This window comes from Capnocytophaga sp. ARDL2, assembly GCF_041530365.1.
Classification (GTDB): Bacteria; Bacteroidota; Bacteroidia; order Flavobacteriales; family Flavobacteriaceae; genus Flavobacterium.
This window is the reverse complement of the sequence record NZ_CP168034.1, coordinates 526376-545453: the sequence shown is the minus strand read 5'-3', so window position 1 is coordinate 545453 and position 19078 is coordinate 526376. Positions and strand designations below refer to the sequence as shown.

Sequence of the window (19078 nt, the reverse complement as noted above, 5' to 3'; positions counted from 1 at the left end):
ACTACTTTTTTGTAATTTTGACCTTTGTAAGTAAGCGTTTTTATGAACTATAAATGGATGGCTTTGTTTTTTTCTCTTTTGCTTTTTTCTTGTTTTGAAAAAAAGCAACTGCCTGATGCAAAAGAATTGCTCAGAAAAGAATTGCATGCTATCGATTGGAAAACATTAGACCAATATCCGTTTTTAGATATCTGCGATTCGCTGACATCTGAAGAAGAAAAACGCAATTGTTTCTTCTATCACATTCAATCTGAGTTGAAAGATTGCCTTACCAAAGACCCACTTATCAAGGCGTTAGTAAAACTCGACACGGTAAAGGTACGTGTATCCATAGATACTAATGCTGTGTGTACTTTTACGGCAATAGACTTTAATAGACAACAAATCTCGCAACAAATGTTGGACAGTATCATGAAAAACTGCACCCAACATCTTCCTACCGTTCATACTGGCACGAAAAGAGACCTGCCTGTACACGTAGTCTTTGACATGGACATCAGTCTTCGTCAATAAGTTTATTATTTCTGTCAAATTTTGTAAATAGCAAAACGATTGCCCCTACACTTATTGGGATAACTATATTAGAAAGCCATATCAATGTAGCAACGATTGCTACAATTAATTCATCTACTGCAAAAAGAGAAAACAACATCATACCCACAGTCCCTTTCAAGGCAAAATCGGCTATCTGAAAGTTGGGCAAAGAAGACGAGAGTAAATAGATACTTGCAATCACTGCCAAAAGCGAAACATACGAAATTTCTACTCCAAAAAATGTGTACCAAAGACAATATTGATGCATCAAAACTACATAACGTACCAATGCTAAAACAATGTTTTTTACGTGTTTTTTACGTGAAATTGATTGTAAAAAAACAATAAAATCTCCTATAGACTTTCCCTTTATTTTTATGTTTTTTAGGCTAAAAAGCAACACTAAAGTAACAACAATTGCTATCAGCACATACCATATATAGTTTGCAGGTATAAAAGCATGATGGCTATTGATAAATAGCACCCCTACAATTCCAAATACCAAGGCATAAACCACTTGGATACCATTGCACAATGCATTGAGCAATATCACTTGCAAAGCGTTTTTCTTTTCATAAAAAAGTGTTTTGCCTACATACTCTCCTATTCCATTGGGAGAAACAATTCCAAAGGTAATACCTACCAACACTTCTTTGGTACTTTGCCAAAGCGAATGATTTCGGAGGGTTTGAGAAAGGTTGTGCCATTTCAGAATTTCTATAAATCGATTGAGCACCAATAAAACAAAAGAAATAATTAGGGTAAAATAAACAGAAGAATCTGACCAATCTATAGAAATATCTTGCCAATTTTTATCTTGTACTTGCTTGAAAATAAAGTAAAAAGCCCCAAAAGAAATGGCAATTTTTAGCAAGGTAAAGAATAGTTTTTTAAAAGATAAAGGAAAAGCAGACATTCTACGAAATAAATGAAATGAGTACAAACAAAAAAGCTCTTCCGTTACTACAGAAAGCTTTTAGAAAGGTATTACTACCAAAACAAGTACTTACGTACTCAAACAACACATTTTTTTAGCGGTCTGGACGGGACTCGAACCCGCGACCCCATGCGTGACAGGCATGTATTCTAACCAACTGAACTACCAAACCAAATTGCCGAGTCCGAAAACTCGGCATTACTAACCTTTTAAATTCTAAACTTATGAAAAATAAAACACTTCTATTTCGCGGTCTGGACGGGACTCGAACCCGCGACCCCATGCGTGACAGGCATGTATTCTAACCAACTGAACTACCAAACCAATAAGTCTAACTTAAAATTATCAAAAAAATGAACGTAAACATTTATAATGTTTGCGGTCTGGACGGGACTCGAACCCGCGACCCCATGCGTGACAGGCATGTATTCTAACCAACTGAACTACCAAACCTTTTGTTTAATTTCATCTACTCTATGAGTAAACTTCCTTACCAAATCGAGTGCAAATATACTACACTTTTTTTATCTTACAAATTATTTTCTATTTTTTTCAATTGTTTTTTTTCACTTTCTCCAATTTTCATTCTTTTTCAAATGTATGTTTTTTTTTTTAATGAAAATAAACACACCCGCATTCAACTTTGCCCAGTTTTCTAAATCTATAATTTCATCTACAATCTAAGACTTCCCCTGTTGAATAATTTCGTAAGCAAAAGGGTAAACTCCAAAAGCCGAGTGTCTCTGTTCCGTCCCAATAACTATCGGGAACTGGAACTCCGTTGAAAAATATCTATGAGCCTAAGTACTTGTATTTACAAATTAATTTTCCAAAGGCAAAAAATTGTACTCCTTTGAATAATGCAACATCTGATCTGAAAAAGTCTTTGGATAACTCAAAATCACATCTATTACATTGTTGTTATCGTCATAAATCGGCGTCAATACTGGATTGATAAATCCTACGTATGGAGCAATGTCGAGTTTTCTATATCTTTCCAACACTTGTCTATGCAACTCTTGGTCGATTTTTACTCCGTAGGTTTCTACCAACTCTTTGGCTGCCATAAAATCTCCTTCTGATTTGATTCGTTGTGTTTCGTTGAGCAATTCGCCTACCAATTGATGCATACGCTCATAGTCGTTGATTTTGAAATAGGTTTTTCCATCTTTTTCCAATCGTTCGATGACCTTTCCTTCGCCTTTTTCATACAACCATTTCGATATCCACTGACGGCTACGCATATGTGTATCTTCGAGATCTTTGCCCAGTTCTACTCTTGTTAGCTGTGTAAGCAATCCTCTCTGAATATAATCGTTGTACGCCGCCTGACCAAATTGTTTCCAGTCGTCCACAAAGCCTATTTGTTGCATTTTTGGATGAAAACTATAGTACAAGGCTATCAGATCTGCTTTTCCTTCTTCGACTACAGAATGATAGTTTTTCAATGCCTCTTTATAGTTAAAGTTTCCCTTAGTCGATTTGCCCGATGCTCTTCCAATTACTTCATGCAAAACGGTTTGTATCTTTCTGATGAGATCTTCATATCTCACTGCTTGCTTCCATTCGCTTTGTTCAGAATAAAATTCTTTCCATTTTTCTTCGCTTCCTATTTTATTATATGCGTCAATGATATTTCCTAAAAACATAGATTTTGAGCCAAATTTTTTGCGTATCCATTCGGTATTAGGTAGATTTACCCCAATAGGGCTTGTAGGCGACGACGAACCACTTTCTGCTATTACAACCACCGAATTGAAATTGATTAGCTCAATATCTTCTTTCTTATATTGCTCATCAATTGGCATATTGTCTTCAAACCATTGTGCGTGTTTTGAAAGCAATTGCATTTTGTTTGACATATCAAAATCTTTAATAAACACGATGCTTTCATACGTACCTTTTCTCCCCAAAGGATCGTTGTAAACCTCTATAAATCCGTTAGTAAAGTCCACATCACCATCATTGGATTGCAACCAAGCAATGTTGTAATTGTTCCAATGTGTCAAATCTCCCGTTTGATAATAACTGATCAACGAACGAATGGCAATGATTTGTTGTTCATTTTCAGCCACTTCGATAGCTTTTTCCAACCAATAAATGATTTTTTCAATCGAAGAGCTATACATACCATCGAGCTTCCAAACTTTTTCTTCCAACTCTCCTCTTTTGTTTTTTAGCAACTTACTGTTCAATCCCAAAGGCATTTTTTGAAAATCCCCTTCCGATTGATGGGTGTTATAAAATTTATCTACTTCCTTTTGATTGATGTTTTTTCCGTAAAAATTGATAGCCGAACCCAAAATCACCCCCTTGCTTTCGTCGAGATTGGTCTTTTTTGCATCCGATTCGTTAAACAAAATCTCTACAATACTTTCATCGAGTTTTGTATCTGTTTCTTTCAATAGTTGCAACAAATATTCTTGCGAAAAAGCTGGTTTTATTTTATCATTGGAATAATGATGATGAATACCGTTTGAATACCATATACGCTTGATATAGGCATCAAATTCTTTCCATTTTTCAGAAGTTTTATCCCCTTGAAAATTAGTATAAATAGACTCTAAAGCCGTGCGGATTTTCAAGTTATTCCTATAATTTTGATCCCAGTATATATCTCTCCCCGAATACCCTGCTTGTGACAAATAATAAATAAAAGTTTTCTTTTTCAAAGACAGTTTTTTCCAACCTGGCACTTCGTATTTCAAAAGTTCAATATCCCCTATTCGTTCGTTGTGAAAAGTGTTTTGTTGGAGGCTATCAATTAGTTTTTGTTGTAAATCGTTTGCTTTTTGCTTGTTGCAAGAAAAAAACAAAAGGCTACTAACCAAAAAAATATAAAAAAATAAATTTTTCATATCAAATATGCTGTCTTTATTAGTGTTTTTATGAAAGAAAAGAGCCTGTTTAGTAAGATAAACACGCTCTTATTTGTAATAAAAAAGATTATTCTTGAGGAAGAATTTGTTTTAAAAATTCGTTCATTTGGTCAAATAAATCTTTGGGATTTTCGTAAGTGAAATAAAAATTGGATGCTCCCAACAAAATCGGATCTACGGCGGTATTTTCATTTCGCAAATAAACGATAGGTTTCTTTTTTGCTCGAGCATACCCAACTTCTACACAATTGGTTGTATGCACATTAGCTCCATCTATGATTAAAAAATTGCTACTATCTATCTGACGTTGCATTTCGATTAAATATTCCTTTTCACCTCCTTCTTCCAATGAAAATTTGTCAACAAAAATGTATTGTTCTACTTTTTTCCCATTGAGAGCCATTCCCAAAGCAATGAGTTCTTTGCTCAATGTTTTTCTCGACTGATTGTTTAGTGATATATATGCTTTCATTTTCTGAGTTGAAATAATTGATAAAGATAGTTATTTTATTTTTACAGTAGGATTATATTTCTGTATTTTTTTGTTTTACTATCTTTGTAGATATTTTACACCCATGAAAATTTTATATTCTTTCGCTATATTTTGCTTGCTTTTCTCATGTCAGGAAAAACAAAATCAGACGATTGTTGTTTCAAAGCCAACGGTTTCAAATGATTCGGTGGTTTTGTTGATAGATGCTAAATGGAAGTTTAGTACACCGTCATATTCTACAAAAAACCACGCCGTGATGTCCAATTGGGACGAATGGCGACAGCTATTATTGTTGTTGGAAAGCAAGCCTGCCCAGTCTGTACATGCCTACAAAGCCAAAATAGAAGAGGTATATAAACAAGTAGAATTACTCGAAAATTCTATACCCGAAGGATATAACAACAAAGCCGTGTTGAGTAGAATCAACTTGCTGAAAACACATTCCTCACAATTGGATATGTACATGGAATTGACACATCTGCCTCACAAAGAACTCACCAACCTCATCGGCTTGATGCAAAAAGACATAGTGTCGATTGTATTGCAATTTGAGGAAGTTCACACCAAAAAATCTATCCCAAAAGAGGAAAACGAACCTACAAAAATCATTGTCGATACTGATAGAAAAGCTACACTAAATGCGTGGGAGTGATGATTACAAAAACAATGCTCATAATATTTGTTGATGTCAAAACCTTTGGGATAAATGAAGTTTTCCTTGCTGATTTCCAAATTTAACAATGAACTCATCTCGACTTTTTCTTTTGTTTTCACAAATATTGGCTTTGCTTTTTTACGAGCTTGATATCCTACCTGTTCGCCTCCTTTTTTTGCTGGTGTTTGGCTACCGTCAAAGTCGCAACTCGAACAATCTATTTTCGATTTGTTTTTCTTCAAAATTTCTACCCAACAAACCTCCCAAGCACCTTCTTTGCACCATTTTCGGTAATGCCCAAACACGGTTTTATAGCTCGGAACTACCTCTGAAAATAATTGTTCCATCGGTAAAAGAGCCCATTGAACACCTATTTTCAATTTACACAAAATACAGTTAATTATCTCATTAATAGACAATTTTGACTTAAACCCTCTTTTTCTTTTAGGTAAATGTGGGATAATTTCTTATACTATCGCATCTTTGTCCAGTACTACAAACAAGATCTTAGGTTTTTATGTTTTCCACCACAAAAATCATAATTCCTTGTTTGTTTTCTAAAAGTCAAGATAGACCCATCTTCAAGCTGAACAAAACTTGAAAAATATAAATATTACGCTATCCCAAATTCAGGAAGCCATTTCAGGCTTAAAAAAACGAAAAGTAATGTGTCAATTAACACTGAAAAAGATAGGATTAATTTCTCGTCTCAAACTCAACAACTTTATGAGCAATTGAACAAGTCATTAAGACAATGGAACAAAATTATCTCCTTATTTCATCAATAAATGGAACTGTTAGCTTTCAAAAATTTTGGGGAGAAAATCAATTTGTTAAAGCAGGAGATGTAGTAATGTCTGTATCACCTTAAAACAAAGAATCCATAATAGGACGAATGCAAATCAGTGCAATCAACTCAGGTAAAGTAAGAGCTGGACAAAAGGTGTTGATAAAATTAGATAATTACAGATACCAAGAGTACGGAATAATAGAAGGAAAAGTGCATAATGTATCTTTGACGACTGATAGTCAAGGGAATTATTTCGTAGATGTGATATTACCCAACGGCTTACAAACTTCTTATAATAAAACACTTATATTTGACAAAGAACTGAAAGGAACAGCAGAAATTGTAACAGAAGATTTACGATTATTAGAAAGAGTTTTTTATCAATTCAGAAAATTATTGGGGTATCAGGTGTAGGGGGGGGGGGGTCGGAGTACAATCCCCTCCTCTTCCTCAAATATCCTCATTGAAAGTTCGATAATTGACGATTTTTTTAGACCTTTGCTTTCTTTATTCCATAATCACAAAATGAAAATCTCCGAATTATTTTTACAATCTGATAAAACCCATTTACTGAAACAATTTTTAGCAAAACCGCAATCAAAAGTTAGAGCCAAAGGTCTTGTTGGCTCTGCTTTATCGTTTCAAATTCAGGCGTTGTTTGCCGATGCCGAAATGCCGTTTTTGCTCATTCTCAATGACAAAGAAGAAGCGGCGTACTACCTCAACGATTTGGAAAATCTCATCGGAAAAGACCGTGTGTTGTTTTTTCCGAGTTCGCACCGCCGTCCGTATCAGTTAGAAGAGGTCGATAATGCCAATGTATTGCTTCGTGCCGAGGTACTCAACAAAATCAATCAGCAAAAAGAACCGTTTATTATGGTGTCTTATACCGATGCCTTGTTTGAAAAAGTGGTTACCAAATCGCTGATTGAGGAAAATACACTCCAACTGAAAGTCGGACAAATTTTGAGTATCGATTGGCTCAATGAACAGTTATTTGAACAGCACTTTAAACGCGTGGATTTCGTTGCCGAACCAGGCGAATTTTCCGTACGTGGGGGAATTATCGATGTGTTTTCTTTCTCCAATGATACGCCTTATCGATTGGAATTTTTTGGCGATGAATTGGAAAGTATTCGTACATTCGACATTGAAAATCAGTTGTCTATACAATCGCTCAACAAGGTTTCTATCATGCCCAATATGGAAAACAAGCAATTGAAAGAAAACCGTCAGAGCTTTTTTGAATACATTCCAAAAAACACTTTGATTTTTTCGCAAAATACCGATTTTTCAACCGATCAAATCAAAAAACTGTTTGTAAAAGCGTGTGATATTTACGACAATCTTTCTGGGGAAATCAAACGAAAAAATCCTAATGAATTATTCTTGAATAGTCATTCGTTTTTTACAGAAATTCATTCGTTTAGCTTGGTAGAATTGTCCAATCATTCAGATGTGAAATGTACTCATGAAATCGAATTTAAATTTCAACCTCAACCTTCTTTCAACAAACAATTTGAATGGTTGGTAGCACATTTAAACGAAAATACTTCCAAACAAATTTCCAATTATATTTTTTGTACCAGTGAGGCTCAAACGAAAAGATTTAAGGAAATTTTCAAATCGGAAAAAGAAGCCGTTTCTCAATACGAAACTGTGGTAATGCCGTTGTATCAAGGGTTTGTAGATATTGAAAATCAATTGGTTTGCTATACCGACCATCAGATTTTTGAACGCTATCACAAGTTTCAAATAAAAAATACCCAATCCAAAAAACAGGCGATTACTCTCAAGGAATTGACCATGCTTTCTCTTGGAGATTATGTTACGCATATCGACCACGGTATTGCTCGTTTTGGTGGTTTGCAAAAAATAGAAGTCGATGGCAAATATCAAGAAGCCATTAAGTTGGTTTACGCCGAAAACGATATTGTGTACGTGTCGATTCATTCGTTGCACAAAATCGCAAAATACAATGGTAAAGACGGCACTGTGCCAAAAATCTACAAATTGGGTTCGGATGCTTGGAAAAAACTCAAACAAAAAACCAAAGCTCGTGTAAAACACATTGCATTCAACCTGATACAATTGTACGCAAAACGCCGTTTGGAAAAAGGATATGCCTGTGCACCTGATAGTTATCTTCAAGCCGAATTGGAAAGTTCGTTTATTTATGAAGACACTCCCGACCAAAACAAAGCGACAATCGAAGTGAAAATGGATATGGAAAACGACCGCCCTATGGATCGTTTGGTCTGTGGTGATGTTGGTTTTGGAAAAACCGAGGTTGCCATTCGTGCGGCGTTCAAAATGGTGGACAACGGTAAGCAAGTAGCTGTTTTAGTGCCTACTACGATTTTGGCATTTCAGCATTTTCAGACTTTTAGCGAACGATTGAAAGATATGCCTGTAAAAGTTGCCTACCTCAATCGTTTTAAAACTGCCAAACAAAAAGCCGAAACGCTCAAAGAATTGGCAGACGGTACTATTGACATTATCATAGGTACGCATCAGTTGGTCAATAAAAATGTGCAATTCAAAGAGTTGGGATTGCTTATCATAGACGAAGAACAAAAATTTGGAGTTGCTGTAAAAGACAAACTCAAAACGCTGGGCGAAAACATTGATACGCTCACATTGACGGCAACACCTATTCCTCGTACTCTGCAATTTTCGTTGATGGCGGCTCGAGATTTGTCGGTAATTACCACGCCACCGCCTAACCGTTATCCTATTGATACACAAGTGGTAGGCTTTAACGAAGAGTTGATTCGAGATGCCATTTCGTACGAATTGGAACGCGGTGGTCAGGTATATTTCATAAACAACCGTATCGAAAATATCAAGGAAGTAGCAGGAATGATTCAGCGATTGGTACCTCACGCCAAAGTGGGTATCGGCCATGGACAAATGGACGGAAAAAAACTCGAAGAATTGCTATTGGCGTTTATGAACGGAGAGTTTGATGTATTGGTAGCGACTACTATTATCGAAAGTGGACTCGATGTACCCAATGCCAACACCATTTTTATCAACAATGCACAAAATTTTGGTTTATCAGACCTGCATCAGATGCGTGGACGCGTAGGGCGAAGCAACAAAAAATCGTTTTGCTACTATATCTGTCCGCCTTATACCGTGATGACCGAAGAGGCGAGAAAACGCATGTCGGCATTAGAGCAATTTTCAGATTTGGGTAGTGGCTTTCAGATTGCGATGAAAGATTTGGAAATCAGAGGAGCAGGAGATTTGTTGGGTGGCGAACAAAGTGGTTTTATCAACGAAATTGGTTTTGAAACGTACCAAAAAATCATGAACGAAGCCATCGAAGAACTCAAAGAAAACGAATTCAAAGAGTTATACAGCGAAGAGAAATCGACCAAGAAAAAAGTATTTGTAAAAGAATTGAGCATCGAATCGGATTTTGAAATGATGTTCCCAGATTTTTACATTAACAATATCACCGAGCGATTGGCGTTGTACAACGAACTCAACGCTTTGAAAACCGAAGAAGAATTGCTACAATATCAAGAGCGAATCATCGACCGATTTGGAAAATTGCCAAAAGCTGCTGTAAATTTGTTACAATCTGTGCGAATCAAATGGTTAGCAACAGCATTGGGCTTTGAAAAAATCATTTTGAAACAAGAAAAAATGATTGGTTATTTTGTAGCCGACCAGCAATCAGATTTTTATCAATCAGATGTATTTGGTCGTGTGTTGCAATTTGTACAAAAAAATCCAAAAGCCGGAGAATTGAAAGAACGAAACACTAAAAACGGTTTGCGATTGTTGTTTAGTTTTTCAAATATTACCAATCTGCAAAAAGCCTTGGAGGTGTTGGAAAAGATTTAGAAATTGAAAGGTTTTTAACCACAAATTATGCGATTTTTTACACCTGCGGTGTAGCTTTTTAGCCACAAAAACGAAGCTTATGAAAAAGATCATTTATTTATTAGCGATACTATTTCCGTTGGAGATATTCGCACAGAAAGAAACCATTGACAAAGGAACCCCAATGGTAGATGTAGAACAAAAAATAGAAGTAGAAGGCATCACCGAAGATGCAAGTTTTGAAGGAGGCATAGAGGCTTTTCGTAAAACTATTTACGAACAATTCAACTTGGCAAATGTACCCAAGGAAGAAATCGTTGCCTTTCACAAAACAGGAAGAAACTATTTTTATGTAGTATTTTCTATTGATGAAACAGGTACTGCAACTGACTTTAACTCAAAAGAAATATCTACGACCAATCAGCTTTTCAAAGAGGCAGTTCGCGTGATTTCTTTGAAAAAATGGACATCCGCCAAACGCAATGGAGTAAATGTTAGCCAAAAAATGGTAATACCTATTGTGGTGCATTTTGAGGAGTGATTTTTTTAATTTCAAATTCATTGGCTCATAAAATAGATGGTTTTAGTCTTTGTTTTCTCCAAAATACAAAGTTGCCGATAACAATCGGAATAAATTATCACAAACCTATTACTATGTTTCAGCAACGCCTTTTATGTCAAATTATTAAAGTAGATAAGCAACGTAATCTCTACGTTTAACTGTGATATCAGCAAGAGAACAATAAAACAAATTGAGCAAGTATCTCCGTCGTAAAAGAAAGAAAAAATCTGTTTTATCTACGAGAGAAAAGAAATGTTTCACAAAGTTTTTAGCACAACCACATTATAAACACTATCTTTGCCGAAAATAAATTAAGATGAGCAAAATCAGAATTACCAAACAATTTACTTTTGAGACAGGGCACGCCTTGTATGGATACGACGGAAAATGCCGCAATGTACACGGACATAGTTATAAACTATCTGTAACTGTTATTGGTAGCCCTATCACCGATCCAAATCATGTAAAATTTGGAATGGTTATCGACTTTAGCGATTTGAAAAAAATCGTACAAGAAGAAATTGTTTCTGTTTTTGACCATGCGACTGTGTTCAACAAAAATACTCCACACGTAGAATTGGCAAAAGAGTTGGCAACTCGTGGGCATCATATCATTTTAGTGGATTATCAGCCAACTTCCGAAAATATGGTCATTGATTTTGCAAATAAAATCAAAAACCGATTGCCTGAAAATATTTCGTTGTTTTCACTAAGATTGCAAGAAACTGATAGCTCGTATGCTGAATGGTATCAGAGCGATAATGATTAGTGTAATTAATAATTACTGTAAGTGAATAATTAATGATAATTTGTGGAATTTGTGGCAAAAAAATAATTACAACACAAATATTTTTGTATTCTCTAAACACAAACCCATGTTACAACTGACCATTCCCGAAAATAAAAAAGTATATTTCACCTCTGACCATCACTTTGGTGCACCTAACTATGAGAGTAGTTTACCTCGTGAACATCAGTGGTTGCAATGGCTCAATGAAATCGAATCAACAGCAGGAGCCTTGTTTATAGTTGGAGATTTATTTGACTTTTGGTTTGAATACAAAACAGTAGTTCCTAAGGGATTTGTAAGAATATTGGGAAAACTGGCAACAATGAGGGACAATGGTATTCCTATTTACTTTTTTGTAGGAAATCACGATTTGTGGATGAGTGATTATTTTGAAAAAGAACTCAACATCCCTGTTTTCCACAAAGGAGTTGATCTAAAAATCAATAACACCACATTGTTTGTCGCTCATGGCGACGGTTTAGGACCTGGAGACAAAGGATATAAACGCATGAAAAAAGTATTTACCAATCCATTGTGTAAATGGGCTTTTCGTTGGTTACATCCAGATTTAGGTGTGCGTTTGGCTCAATATCTTTCCGTAAAAAACAAATTAATTTCGGGGGAAGAAGACGCTAATTTTTTAGGCGAAGACAAAGAATGGCTCATCCTTTATACCAAGCGAAAAGAAAGCCAACAACACAGAGATTACTTTATCTTTGGTCACCGCCATTTGCCAATGATTTTGCCTATCGACCAAACATTTTATGCAAATATCGGCGATTGGATAAAGTATTTTTCGTATTTGGAACTCACCGCCGATGGAAAACTTTCGTTGGAGTATTATCAATCCTAAAGAAATAAATTCAATCAAACATTTTTCATTCATTTATACATTCTTTTGCATATTCCTTTTATCTTTGTAGGATAAACGATTATTTAAACTAAAAAATTATGTTTGCCGAATTTGCCTTCCCAATTTTTGAAAAATCTATCAACGATTATCACAAATTTGACGATGTATATCACCCAATTGACAATCCTTATGTAAAAGGTTCTATCGAACATCTGCTTTATGCAAAAAACTGGGTAGATACTGTACAATGGCATTATGAAGATATCATCCGCGACCCACAAATCGACCCTGTTGCAGCTTTGGATTTGAAAAGAAAAATCGACGCTTCAAACCAAGTGCGTACTGATATGGTAGAATATATAGACAGCTATTTCTTAGACAAATACAAAAATGTAAAGGTAAAAGACAACGCTCGTATCAATACCGAAAGTCCAGCTTGGGCTATAGACCGTTTGTCTATCTTGGCTTTGAAAATCTATCACATGAACGAAGAGGCAACTCGTGAAAATGCATCTGCCGAACACCGTGCAAAATGTCAGGAAAAACTAAATGTGCTTTTGGAACAGAAAAAAGATATGTTTGTTTCTATCAGCCAGTTGATCGAAGATATCGAAAATGGAGACAAATTCATGAAAGTTTACAAACAAATGAAAATGTACAACGACGAGGATCTAAACCCAGTGTTGTACCAAAATAAATAATTCCCTTCTACTTTGCCAAAATTGTTTTATTTAATGATTTTGGCTAAGTTTTTTTACTTAATTTCGTGGTTAAATCCTATACATGAAAACATTTTTATCTATCCTAAAATCCATACTTTTTATTGTATTTTCCTCTTGGATTATTGCTTTAATAGCAAATTATTTCTTTGATATATGGGATAGTTACCCTATGTTTTTATTTGTTTTATCAATGTACTACGCTGTATTGTTTGGATTTTATACTATGAATAAACATTACTTCAAAACCACTTCCGTTGTCATAGGTTACCTATTGATTATTTTACCTTTCCTTTCTTTTTTCATCGCACGTCAAGCACTTTCTACAATTTTATCTTCGTATTTTTCATAAAATTATAGATGAAAGTTGGAAAAAAATCAGAAATTAGCTTCGATTTACATTTTTATATGATGAAACATTTGTTGATTACTCGTTTTTCTGCCATGGGAGATGTTGCGATGACCGTGCCTGTGATTCGTGCATTGATTGCTCAACATCCCGATGTACGCGTTACGGTGGCTTCTCGTCCGTTTTTCAAACCGTTTTTTGATAGCATTCCTCATGTGGATTTTTTTCCAATCGATGTCAACGACAAGCATAAAGGCATCACAGGATTGTATCGATTATCAAACGAACTTAAAGCTCTGAATATTGACACTTTTGCCGATTTTCACAATGTATTGCGTACAAAAATTTTAGGTTTTTTCTTGAAATTGAAAGGCGTAAAAACTGCAACAACCGACAAGGGAAGAACTGAAAAAAAAGCCTTGGTAAAATGGGAACACAAAACAATCACACCAGTAAAATCTATGCATGAAAGACATATTGATACATTGAAAAAATTAGGTCTTACAGTAGATTTATCTAAAGTGTCTTTTCCAAAAAAAACAACCTTATCCCAAAACCTCATCAAAATCACAGGCAATAAAACACAACAATGGATTGGAATTGCTCCTTTTGCTCAATACGAAACCAAAATGTATCCTCAAGATTTGATGCAAAAAGTTGTTCAAAATTTAGGAAACAATCCAGATTATCAAGTGTTTTTATTTGGAGGAAAAAACGAAATAGAAGAACTAAACAAGCTGAAAAACAACAATTCAAAAATAAAAATCATAACTGGCAACTTGAATTTTGAAGAAGAATTGCAATTGATATCACATTTGGATGTTATGCTCTCGATGGATTCAGGCAATGGACACATTGCAGCAATGTATGGAGTACCTGTAGTAACATTGTGGGGGCAAACGCATCCTTTTGCAGGATTTGTACCATTCAATCAACCGTTGTCAAATAGCATCACGCCTGATTTGACAAAATATCCATATCTTCCTACCTCAATTTACGGAAACAAATCAGCACCCAATTACGAAAATTGTATGCGAGATATTTTACCAGAACAAATTATACAAAAAATTGGTGAAGTAATAAACTCATAAAGTAAAAGCTGTCGGATCTTTTCTGACAGCTTTTTTCTTACTTCTTCTCTTTTATCTTTACCGAAACCAAAATTTGTTTTTCTGGGTGATTTTCGAGGTCTATTTGAGCGATTTGTACCTTGAACAAATCTTTGTGTCCCAATTGCAAAAACTTTGAAATATCACGGTTATCAGTTCGTGGTATATAGCCCAACATCGTGTCTTTGTACATAATTTTCACAGCTTTTGGGTCATATCCGTTGGTAGGTTCTGCTTTTAATTTCAGCTTTGTTCCTATCTTTAATTCATCGATTACATCTAAACCGTCCCAATATGAGAAACCGGCGATGTGGAAACTTGTATAATGTTTACTTACCTTCATAATTGTTCTGTTTTATATTATTTCTGCTATAGAGTAAAAACACTCTTACTCAGTGATTTTGCGTAATAAAAAAACTGCCTCTTTTAGGAGGCAGTTTTTAGGTATTTGTAATCCTTGATTAGTTTGCAAGGATATTGATTCGATTGTCTTTCAATTCGAGTGTGCCAAATTCGATAGGCAAATAATAGGTTTTATTATCTACTTTTTCAAATTTGTTTTCAAATTGAGGGTCAAACTTTAAATGATCTCCCACGATTTTGATAGTTCCTTTAGTCAATAAAGAAACAATCGGTGCGTGGTCTGTCAACATTTGAAACTCACCATTTACACCAGGAACAGACACTGAAGTAACTTGTCCTTTAAATAATGTAGCTTCTGGTGATACTATTTCTAATAACATAGTGTGTACTTTAATGGTTTATGATTAGGCTTCAGCCAACATTTTCTCACCTGCTTTGATTACATCATCGATAGTTCCTTTCAGGTTGAAAGCAGCTTCTGGCAGGTGGTCAAGTTCTCCGTCGATAATCATGTTGAATCCTTTGATTGTATCCTTGATGTCTACCAATACTCCTGGGATACCTGTAAATTGCTCTGCCACGTGGAATGGTTGAGACAAGAATCTTTGTACACGACGTGCACGAGATACTGCCAATTTATCTTCTTCAGACAACTCTTCCATACCCAAAATAGCGATGATGTCTTGAAGTTCTTTATATTTTTGCAAAATCATTTTTACTCTTTGAGCACATGCGTAATGCTCTTCTCCTAAGATTTCTGGAGTAAGGATACGAGAAGTAGAATCCAATGGATCTACCGCTGGATAAATACCCAACTCAGCAATTTTACGAGACAATACTGTTGTTGCGTCCAAGTGAGCAAATGTAGTTGCTGGTGCAGGGTCAGTTAAGTCATCGGCTGGTACATATACCGCTTGTACTGAAGTAATTGATCCTGTTTTTGTAGAAGTAATACGCTCCTGCATTGCACCCATCTCAGTTGCCAATGTTGGTTGGTAACCTACCGCTGATGGCATACGCCCCAACAACGCAGATACTTCAGAACCTGCCTGTGTAAAACGGAAAATGTTGTCAACGAAGAAAAGCACATCTTTTCCTTGTCCGTCTCCTGCTCCATCACGGAAATACTCTGCAATAGTCAATCCAGACAATGCTACACGAGCACGAGCTCCTGGTGGTTCGTTCATCTGTCCAAATACGAAAGTTGCTTTAGAATCTTTCATTCCAGCTTTGTCAACTTTTGCCAGATCCCAACCTCCGTTTTCCATAGAGTGCATAAAGTCTTCACCATATTTGATAATTCCAGACTCCAACATCTCTCTCAAAAGGTCGTTTCCTTCACGAGTACGCTCTCCAACTCCTGCGAATACAGAAAGACCACCGTGTCCTTTTGCAATATTGTTGATCAACTCTTGGATCAATACTGTTTTACCTACTCCGGCACCTCCAAACAATCCAATTTTACCTCCTTTTGCATAAGGCTCAATCAAATCGATAACTTTGATACCTGTAAACAATACTTCTGTTGAAGTAGATAGGTCTTCAAATTTTGGTGCTGGACGGTGAATTGGCAATCCATTTTCTCCGTCTTTAGGCAATACATCCAATCCGTCGATAGGATCTCCTACTACATTGAACAATCTTCCGAACACCTCTTTTCCAATTGGCATCTGGATAGGAGTACCCAAAGCTACTACTTCGTGTCCTCTGCTCAATCCGTCTGTAGAATCCATCGAGATTGTACGCACAGTGTTTTCACCAATGTGCGACTGTACTTCTAATACTAATTTTGATCCATCGGCTTTTGTGATTTCTAATGAATCATAAATCTTAGGCAATGTAGCTGAAGTATTGTCAAATACTACATCTACTACTTGCCCAATAACCTGTGCAACTTTTCCTGTAACTTTAGACATTGCTTATGTATTTATTTAACAGCTTGTTATGTGTTTAAAACTTTTTAATTGGTGCAAAGATACTTATTTTATTTCAATGTAAAATATCAAACAAAAGAAAAATTTAAAAAAAATATTCATTTTCTTTATTTTATCTTTGTTTCGAATAATTGTATTATTTCTGAATACTTGAAAAACCTTCTCAAAAAGTTTAATTCAACATAAAACAGAGTACCATTGAATCTCAAAAACATCCTTCTCAATCCAAACTTATTTATCTATCCTACTCTATCCGTTTCTTTGTTCATTACATTGATTATTTTTTTTATAAATTCAACTCAAATATCTCTGAATTAGCACTCAATACTTTTACATCTATCTTATTTTTCTATTTTTCTACAAAATTTATTCTTGAAATCTACTCGTTTTTTATTTTTGTCTTCAACCTTTTGAAAAAATAAAACTGACATATATATAAAAACTGCATGAGTTTGGTTTACCTCATGCAGTTTTTCTTTCTCTTACAAAATTACTGTTTAACTATCTTTGTACTACTATTTCCTATTGTCAAGAAATATACTCCTGTAGCATATTTTGTCATATCCAAAGTATTTTCTCCAGTATTCAATCTTACTGTTTCTAAATATTGACCTTGCATATTGTACAATTTTGCTTCATTCGATTCCAAAACTACAATAGACAACAAATCTTGTACAGGATTTGGATACACCTTTACTGAAATCGTCGCTACACCTTCTTCAGACAAGGTAGCACAATCACTGCTATAAGTTGCTGTAGAATCTTTCAGCCAAGTCGTTGGCGATGGTGTAAATCCAGCATCTATTTGGATACAGCTAAGATTCGGATTTTCTATAGCTGCAAAATATATAATATCTGTATTATGATTGTTCTTTATATTTAAAGAAGTCAATTGATTACCTCTACATTCCAAAATTTTCAACTTTTGATTAGAACTTAAATCTAAAAGCATCAACTGATTGTATTTACATCCCAATTCTTCCAACTGTGTATTGGAGCTTACATCCAACTGTGACAATTGATTAAACGAACAATTCATGTTTTCTAATTCTGTATTGGCACTTACATCCAATTGTGTCAATTGATTATTTTCACAATACAATCTTTCCAATTGTGTATTGGCACTTACATCCAATTGTGTCAATTGATTATTTTCACAATACAATTCTTTCAACTGTGTATTGGCACTTACGTCTAACTGTGTCAATGAATTATTAGTACAGGACAACAATTCCAATTGTGTATTGGCACTTACATCCAACTGTGTCAATTGATTATCATGACAATGCAATGTATTCAATTGTGTATTAGCACTTACATCCAACTGTGTCAATTGATTATCATTACAATCCAGTCTTTCCAATTGTGTATTGGCACTTACATCCAACTGTGCGAATTGATTAACTCCACATCCTAATTCTTTTAACTGAGCATTAGCATTCAAGTTCAATTGTGTCAATTGATTATTAGTACAATGCAATGTATTCAATTGTGTATTGGCACTTACATCTAACTGTGACAATTGATTAAACGAACAATTCATGTTTTCTAATTCTGTATTGGCACTTACATCCAATTGTGTCAATTGATTATTATTACAATACAATTCTTTCAACTGTGTATTGGCACTTACATCCAACTGTGTCAATGGATTATTACCAAGCCCCAATTCTTTCAACTGTGTATTGGCACTTAGATTCAACTGTGTCAATTGATTATTAGCACAATACAATCTTTCCAATTGTGTATTGGCACCTACATTCAACTGTGTCAATGGATTATAAGAACAGTCCAATTCTTTCAACTGTGTATTGGCACTTACATTCAACTGTGTTAATTGATTATCAGAACAATACAATTTCTCCAATTGCGTATTGGCACTTACATCCAATTGTGTCAATTGATTATTGAAACAGTTTATAATTCTAACATTTGTAAATGCTTCTATCCCTTCCAATGAAGAGATATTCAGACCTACAACATCTATAGTACCCATATAGGCTGTTGCCTCTGACACCTGTATTTCTGTGTCATTATTGGTATTGATTGCTGTGTTTGCTAATAAATAACTTTTAAAATTAGCATCTGGAATAGTTACAACAGGTGTCTCTTGTGCATATGATAAAGATGCTGTAAACAAAAATCCTAAAAAAAATAATCTTGTTTTCATTTGTAAAAATATTTAGACATTTGCTACAAATTTAGATATTTTTTATATTTCATAAAATATCCCAATAAAAAAACAGCACAAAACTAATGCTTCATGCTGTCTTT

At 35.0% G+C, this 19078-nt stretch carries 17 protein-coding genes, 3 tRNA genes and 1 pseudogene; 10 read left to right on the top strand and 11 right to left on the bottom strand.

Annotation, left to right across the window (positions count from 1 at the left end; translation table 11 throughout):
- The first annotated feature begins 42 nt into the window (after positions 1-42).
- Positions 43-513 carry a hypothetical protein gene (locus AB4865_RS02745; protein WP_372474205.1) on the top strand — a complete coding sequence of 157 codons (471 nt, stop codon included), beginning with the start codon at positions 43-45 and terminating at the stop codon, positions 511-513.
- Here the strand turns inward: AB4865_RS02745 and AB4865_RS02740 are convergent.
- The 6 genes from AB4865_RS02740 to AB4865_RS02715 form a co-directional block, all read right to left on the bottom strand.
- Positions 497-1450, bottom strand: a complete 954-nt coding sequence (locus AB4865_RS02740; protein WP_372474204.1) for a hypothetical protein — start codon at positions 1448-1450, stop codon at positions 497-499. The two genes, AB4865_RS02745 and AB4865_RS02740, sit on opposite strands and share 17 nt — an antisense overlap.
- Positions 1451-1569: 119 nt before the next feature.
- Positions 1570-1643, bottom strand: a tRNA-Asp gene (locus tag AB4865_RS02735).
- Positions 1644-1721: 78 nt separating this feature from the next.
- A tRNA-Asp gene (locus tag AB4865_RS02730) sits at positions 1722-1795 on the bottom strand.
- Positions 1796-1850: 55 nt separating this feature from the next.
- Positions 1851-1924, bottom strand: a tRNA-Asp gene (locus tag AB4865_RS02725).
- Positions 1925-2292: 368 nt separating this feature from the next.
- Positions 2293-4329 carry a dihydrofolate reductase gene (locus tag AB4865_RS02720; protein ID WP_372474203.1) on the bottom strand — a complete coding sequence of 679 codons (2037 nt, stop codon included), beginning with the start codon at positions 4327-4329 and terminating at the stop codon, positions 2293-2295.
- A gap of 88 nt (positions 4330-4417) precedes the next feature.
- Positions 4418-4822, bottom strand: a complete 405-nt coding sequence (locus AB4865_RS02715; RefSeq protein WP_372474202.1) for a hypothetical protein — start codon at positions 4820-4822, stop codon at positions 4418-4420.
- A gap of 103 nt (positions 4823-4925) precedes the next feature.
- On the opposite strand from AB4865_RS02715, the gene AB4865_RS02710 reads away from it, so the two are divergent.
- Positions 4926-5495, top strand: a complete 570-nt coding sequence (locus tag AB4865_RS02710) for a hypothetical protein (protein ID WP_372474201.1) — start codon at positions 4926-4928, stop codon at positions 5493-5495.
- A gap of 131 nt (positions 5496-5626) precedes the next feature.
- Here AB4865_RS02710 and AB4865_RS02705 read toward each other — a convergent pair.
- Positions 5627-5962 (bottom strand): annotated as a pseudogene (locus tag AB4865_RS02705) (transposase); the annotation flags it as partial.
- A gap of 431 nt (positions 5963-6393) precedes the next feature.
- Here AB4865_RS02705 and AB4865_RS02700 point away from each other — a divergent pair.
- From AB4865_RS02700 to AB4865_RS02665, 8 genes are all read left to right on the top strand, one after another.
- Positions 6394-6702, top strand: coding sequence for an HlyD family secretion protein (locus AB4865_RS02700; protein WP_372474199.1), 309 nt, complete (start codon positions 6394-6396; stop codon positions 6700-6702).
- A gap of 111 nt (positions 6703-6813) precedes the next feature.
- Entirely contained in the window at positions 6814-10146 is a 3333-nt protein-coding gene (gene mfd / locus AB4865_RS02695; RefSeq protein ID WP_372474198.1) for a transcription-repair coupling factor, read from the top strand.
- A gap of 79 nt (positions 10147-10225) precedes the next feature.
- The gene (locus tag AB4865_RS02690) at positions 10226-10666 is read left to right on the top strand and encodes an energy transducer TonB (RefSeq protein ID WP_372474197.1); all 441 of its coding nucleotides are present in this window, start codon (positions 10226-10228) and stop codon (positions 10664-10666) included.
- A gap of 337 nt (positions 10667-11003) precedes the next feature.
- A complete protein-coding gene (locus tag AB4865_RS02685; protein ID WP_372474196.1) occupies positions 11004-11456 on the top strand; it encodes a 6-pyruvoyl tetrahydropterin synthase family protein in 453 nt (150 codons plus the stop codon).
- Between the two features lie 106 nt (positions 11457-11562).
- Complete coding sequence (locus AB4865_RS02680) at positions 11563-12330, top strand: UDP-2,3-diacylglucosamine diphosphatase (protein ID WP_372474195.1); 768 nt, start codon at positions 11563-11565, stop codon at positions 12328-12330.
- 98 nt (positions 12331-12428) lie between these two features.
- Entirely contained in the window at positions 12429-13031 is a 603-nt protein-coding gene (locus tag AB4865_RS02675; protein ID WP_372474194.1) for a DUF4254 domain-containing protein, read from the top strand.
- 82 nt (positions 13032-13113) lie between these two features.
- Complete coding sequence (locus tag AB4865_RS02670; RefSeq protein ID WP_372474193.1) at positions 13114-13401, top strand: hypothetical protein; 288 nt, start codon at positions 13114-13116, stop codon at positions 13399-13401.
- 8 nt (positions 13402-13409) lie between these two features.
- Positions 13410-14489 (top strand): glycosyltransferase family 9 protein, encoded by a 1080-nt coding sequence (locus tag AB4865_RS02665; RefSeq protein ID WP_372474192.1) that lies wholly within the window; start codon positions 13410-13412, stop codon positions 14487-14489.
- A 37-nt stretch (positions 14490-14526) separates the two neighbouring features.
- Here the strand turns inward: AB4865_RS02665 and AB4865_RS02660 are convergent, their stop codons facing one another.
- From AB4865_RS02660 to AB4865_RS02645, 4 genes are all read right to left on the bottom strand, one after another.
- Positions 14527-14850 carry an HIRAN domain-containing protein gene (locus tag AB4865_RS02660; protein WP_372474190.1) on the bottom strand — a complete coding sequence of 108 codons (324 nt, stop codon included), beginning with the start codon at positions 14848-14850 and terminating at the stop codon, positions 14527-14529.
- A 118-nt stretch (positions 14851-14968) separates the two neighbouring features.
- Entirely contained in the window at positions 14969-15250 is a 282-nt protein-coding gene (locus tag AB4865_RS02655) for a F0F1 ATP synthase subunit epsilon (RefSeq protein ID WP_372474189.1), read from the bottom strand.
- A 24-nt stretch (positions 15251-15274) separates the two neighbouring features.
- Complete coding sequence (gene atpD, locus AB4865_RS02650; protein ID WP_372474188.1) at positions 15275-16786, bottom strand: F0F1 ATP synthase subunit beta; 1512 nt, start codon at positions 16784-16786, stop codon at positions 15275-15277.
- Positions 16787-17294: 508 nt separating this feature from the next.
- The gene (locus AB4865_RS02645) at positions 17295-18974 is read right to left on the bottom strand and encodes a leucine-rich repeat domain-containing protein (protein ID WP_372474187.1); all 1680 of its coding nucleotides are present in this window, start codon (positions 18972-18974) and stop codon (positions 17295-17297) included.
- Positions 18975-19078: the final 104 nt, after the last annotated feature.

Excerpts from the sequence above, each read along its gene's own strand:
- AB4865_RS02745 (WP_372474205.1), top strand. The coding sequence starts at position 43 with ATGAACTATAAATGGATGGCTTTGTTTTTTTCTCTTTTGCTTTTTTCT.
- AB4865_RS02740 (WP_372474204.1), bottom strand. The coding sequence starts at position 1,450 with ATGTCTGCTTTTCCTTTATCTTTTAAAAAACTATTCTTTACCTTGCTA.
- AB4865_RS02720 (WP_372474203.1), bottom strand. The coding sequence starts at position 4,329 with ATGAAAAATTTATTTTTTTATATTTTTTTGGTTAGTAGCCTTTTGTTT.
- AB4865_RS02715 (WP_372474202.1), bottom strand. The coding sequence starts at position 4,822 with ATGAAAGCATATATATCACTAAACAATCAGTCGAGAAAAACATTGAGC.
- AB4865_RS02710 (WP_372474201.1), top strand. The coding sequence starts at position 4,926 with ATGAAAATTTTATATTCTTTCGCTATATTTTGCTTGCTTTTCTCATGT.
- AB4865_RS02700 (WP_372474199.1), top strand. The coding sequence starts at position 6,394 with ATGCAAATCAGTGCAATCAACTCAGGTAAAGTAAGAGCTGGACAAAAG.
- mfd (WP_372474198.1), top strand. The coding sequence starts at position 6,814 with ATGAAAATCTCCGAATTATTTTTACAATCTGATAAAACCCATTTACTG.
- AB4865_RS02690 (WP_372474197.1), top strand. The coding sequence starts at position 10,226 with ATGAAAAAGATCATTTATTTATTAGCGATACTATTTCCGTTGGAGATA.
- AB4865_RS02685 (WP_372474196.1), top strand. The coding sequence starts at position 11,004 with ATGAGCAAAATCAGAATTACCAAACAATTTACTTTTGAGACAGGGCAC.
- AB4865_RS02680 (WP_372474195.1), top strand. The coding sequence starts at position 11,563 with ATGTTACAACTGACCATTCCCGAAAATAAAAAAGTATATTTCACCTCT.
- AB4865_RS02675 (WP_372474194.1), top strand. The coding sequence starts at position 12,429 with ATGTTTGCCGAATTTGCCTTCCCAATTTTTGAAAAATCTATCAACGAT.
- AB4865_RS02670 (WP_372474193.1), top strand. The coding sequence starts at position 13,114 with ATGAAAACATTTTTATCTATCCTAAAATCCATACTTTTTATTGTATTT.
- AB4865_RS02665 (WP_372474192.1), top strand. The coding sequence starts at position 13,410 with ATGAAAGTTGGAAAAAAATCAGAAATTAGCTTCGATTTACATTTTTAT.
- AB4865_RS02660 (WP_372474190.1), bottom strand. The coding sequence starts at position 14,850 with ATGAAGGTAAGTAAACATTATACAAGTTTCCACATCGCCGGTTTCTCA.
- AB4865_RS02655 (WP_372474189.1), bottom strand. The coding sequence starts at position 15,250 with ATGTTATTAGAAATAGTATCACCAGAAGCTACATTATTTAAAGGACAA.
- atpD (WP_372474188.1), bottom strand. The coding sequence starts at position 16,786 with ATGTCTAAAGTTACAGGAAAAGTTGCACAGGTTATTGGGCAAGTAGTA.
- AB4865_RS02645 (WP_372474187.1), bottom strand. The coding sequence starts at position 18,974 with ATGAAAACAAGATTATTTTTTTTAGGATTTTTGTTTACAGCATCTTTA.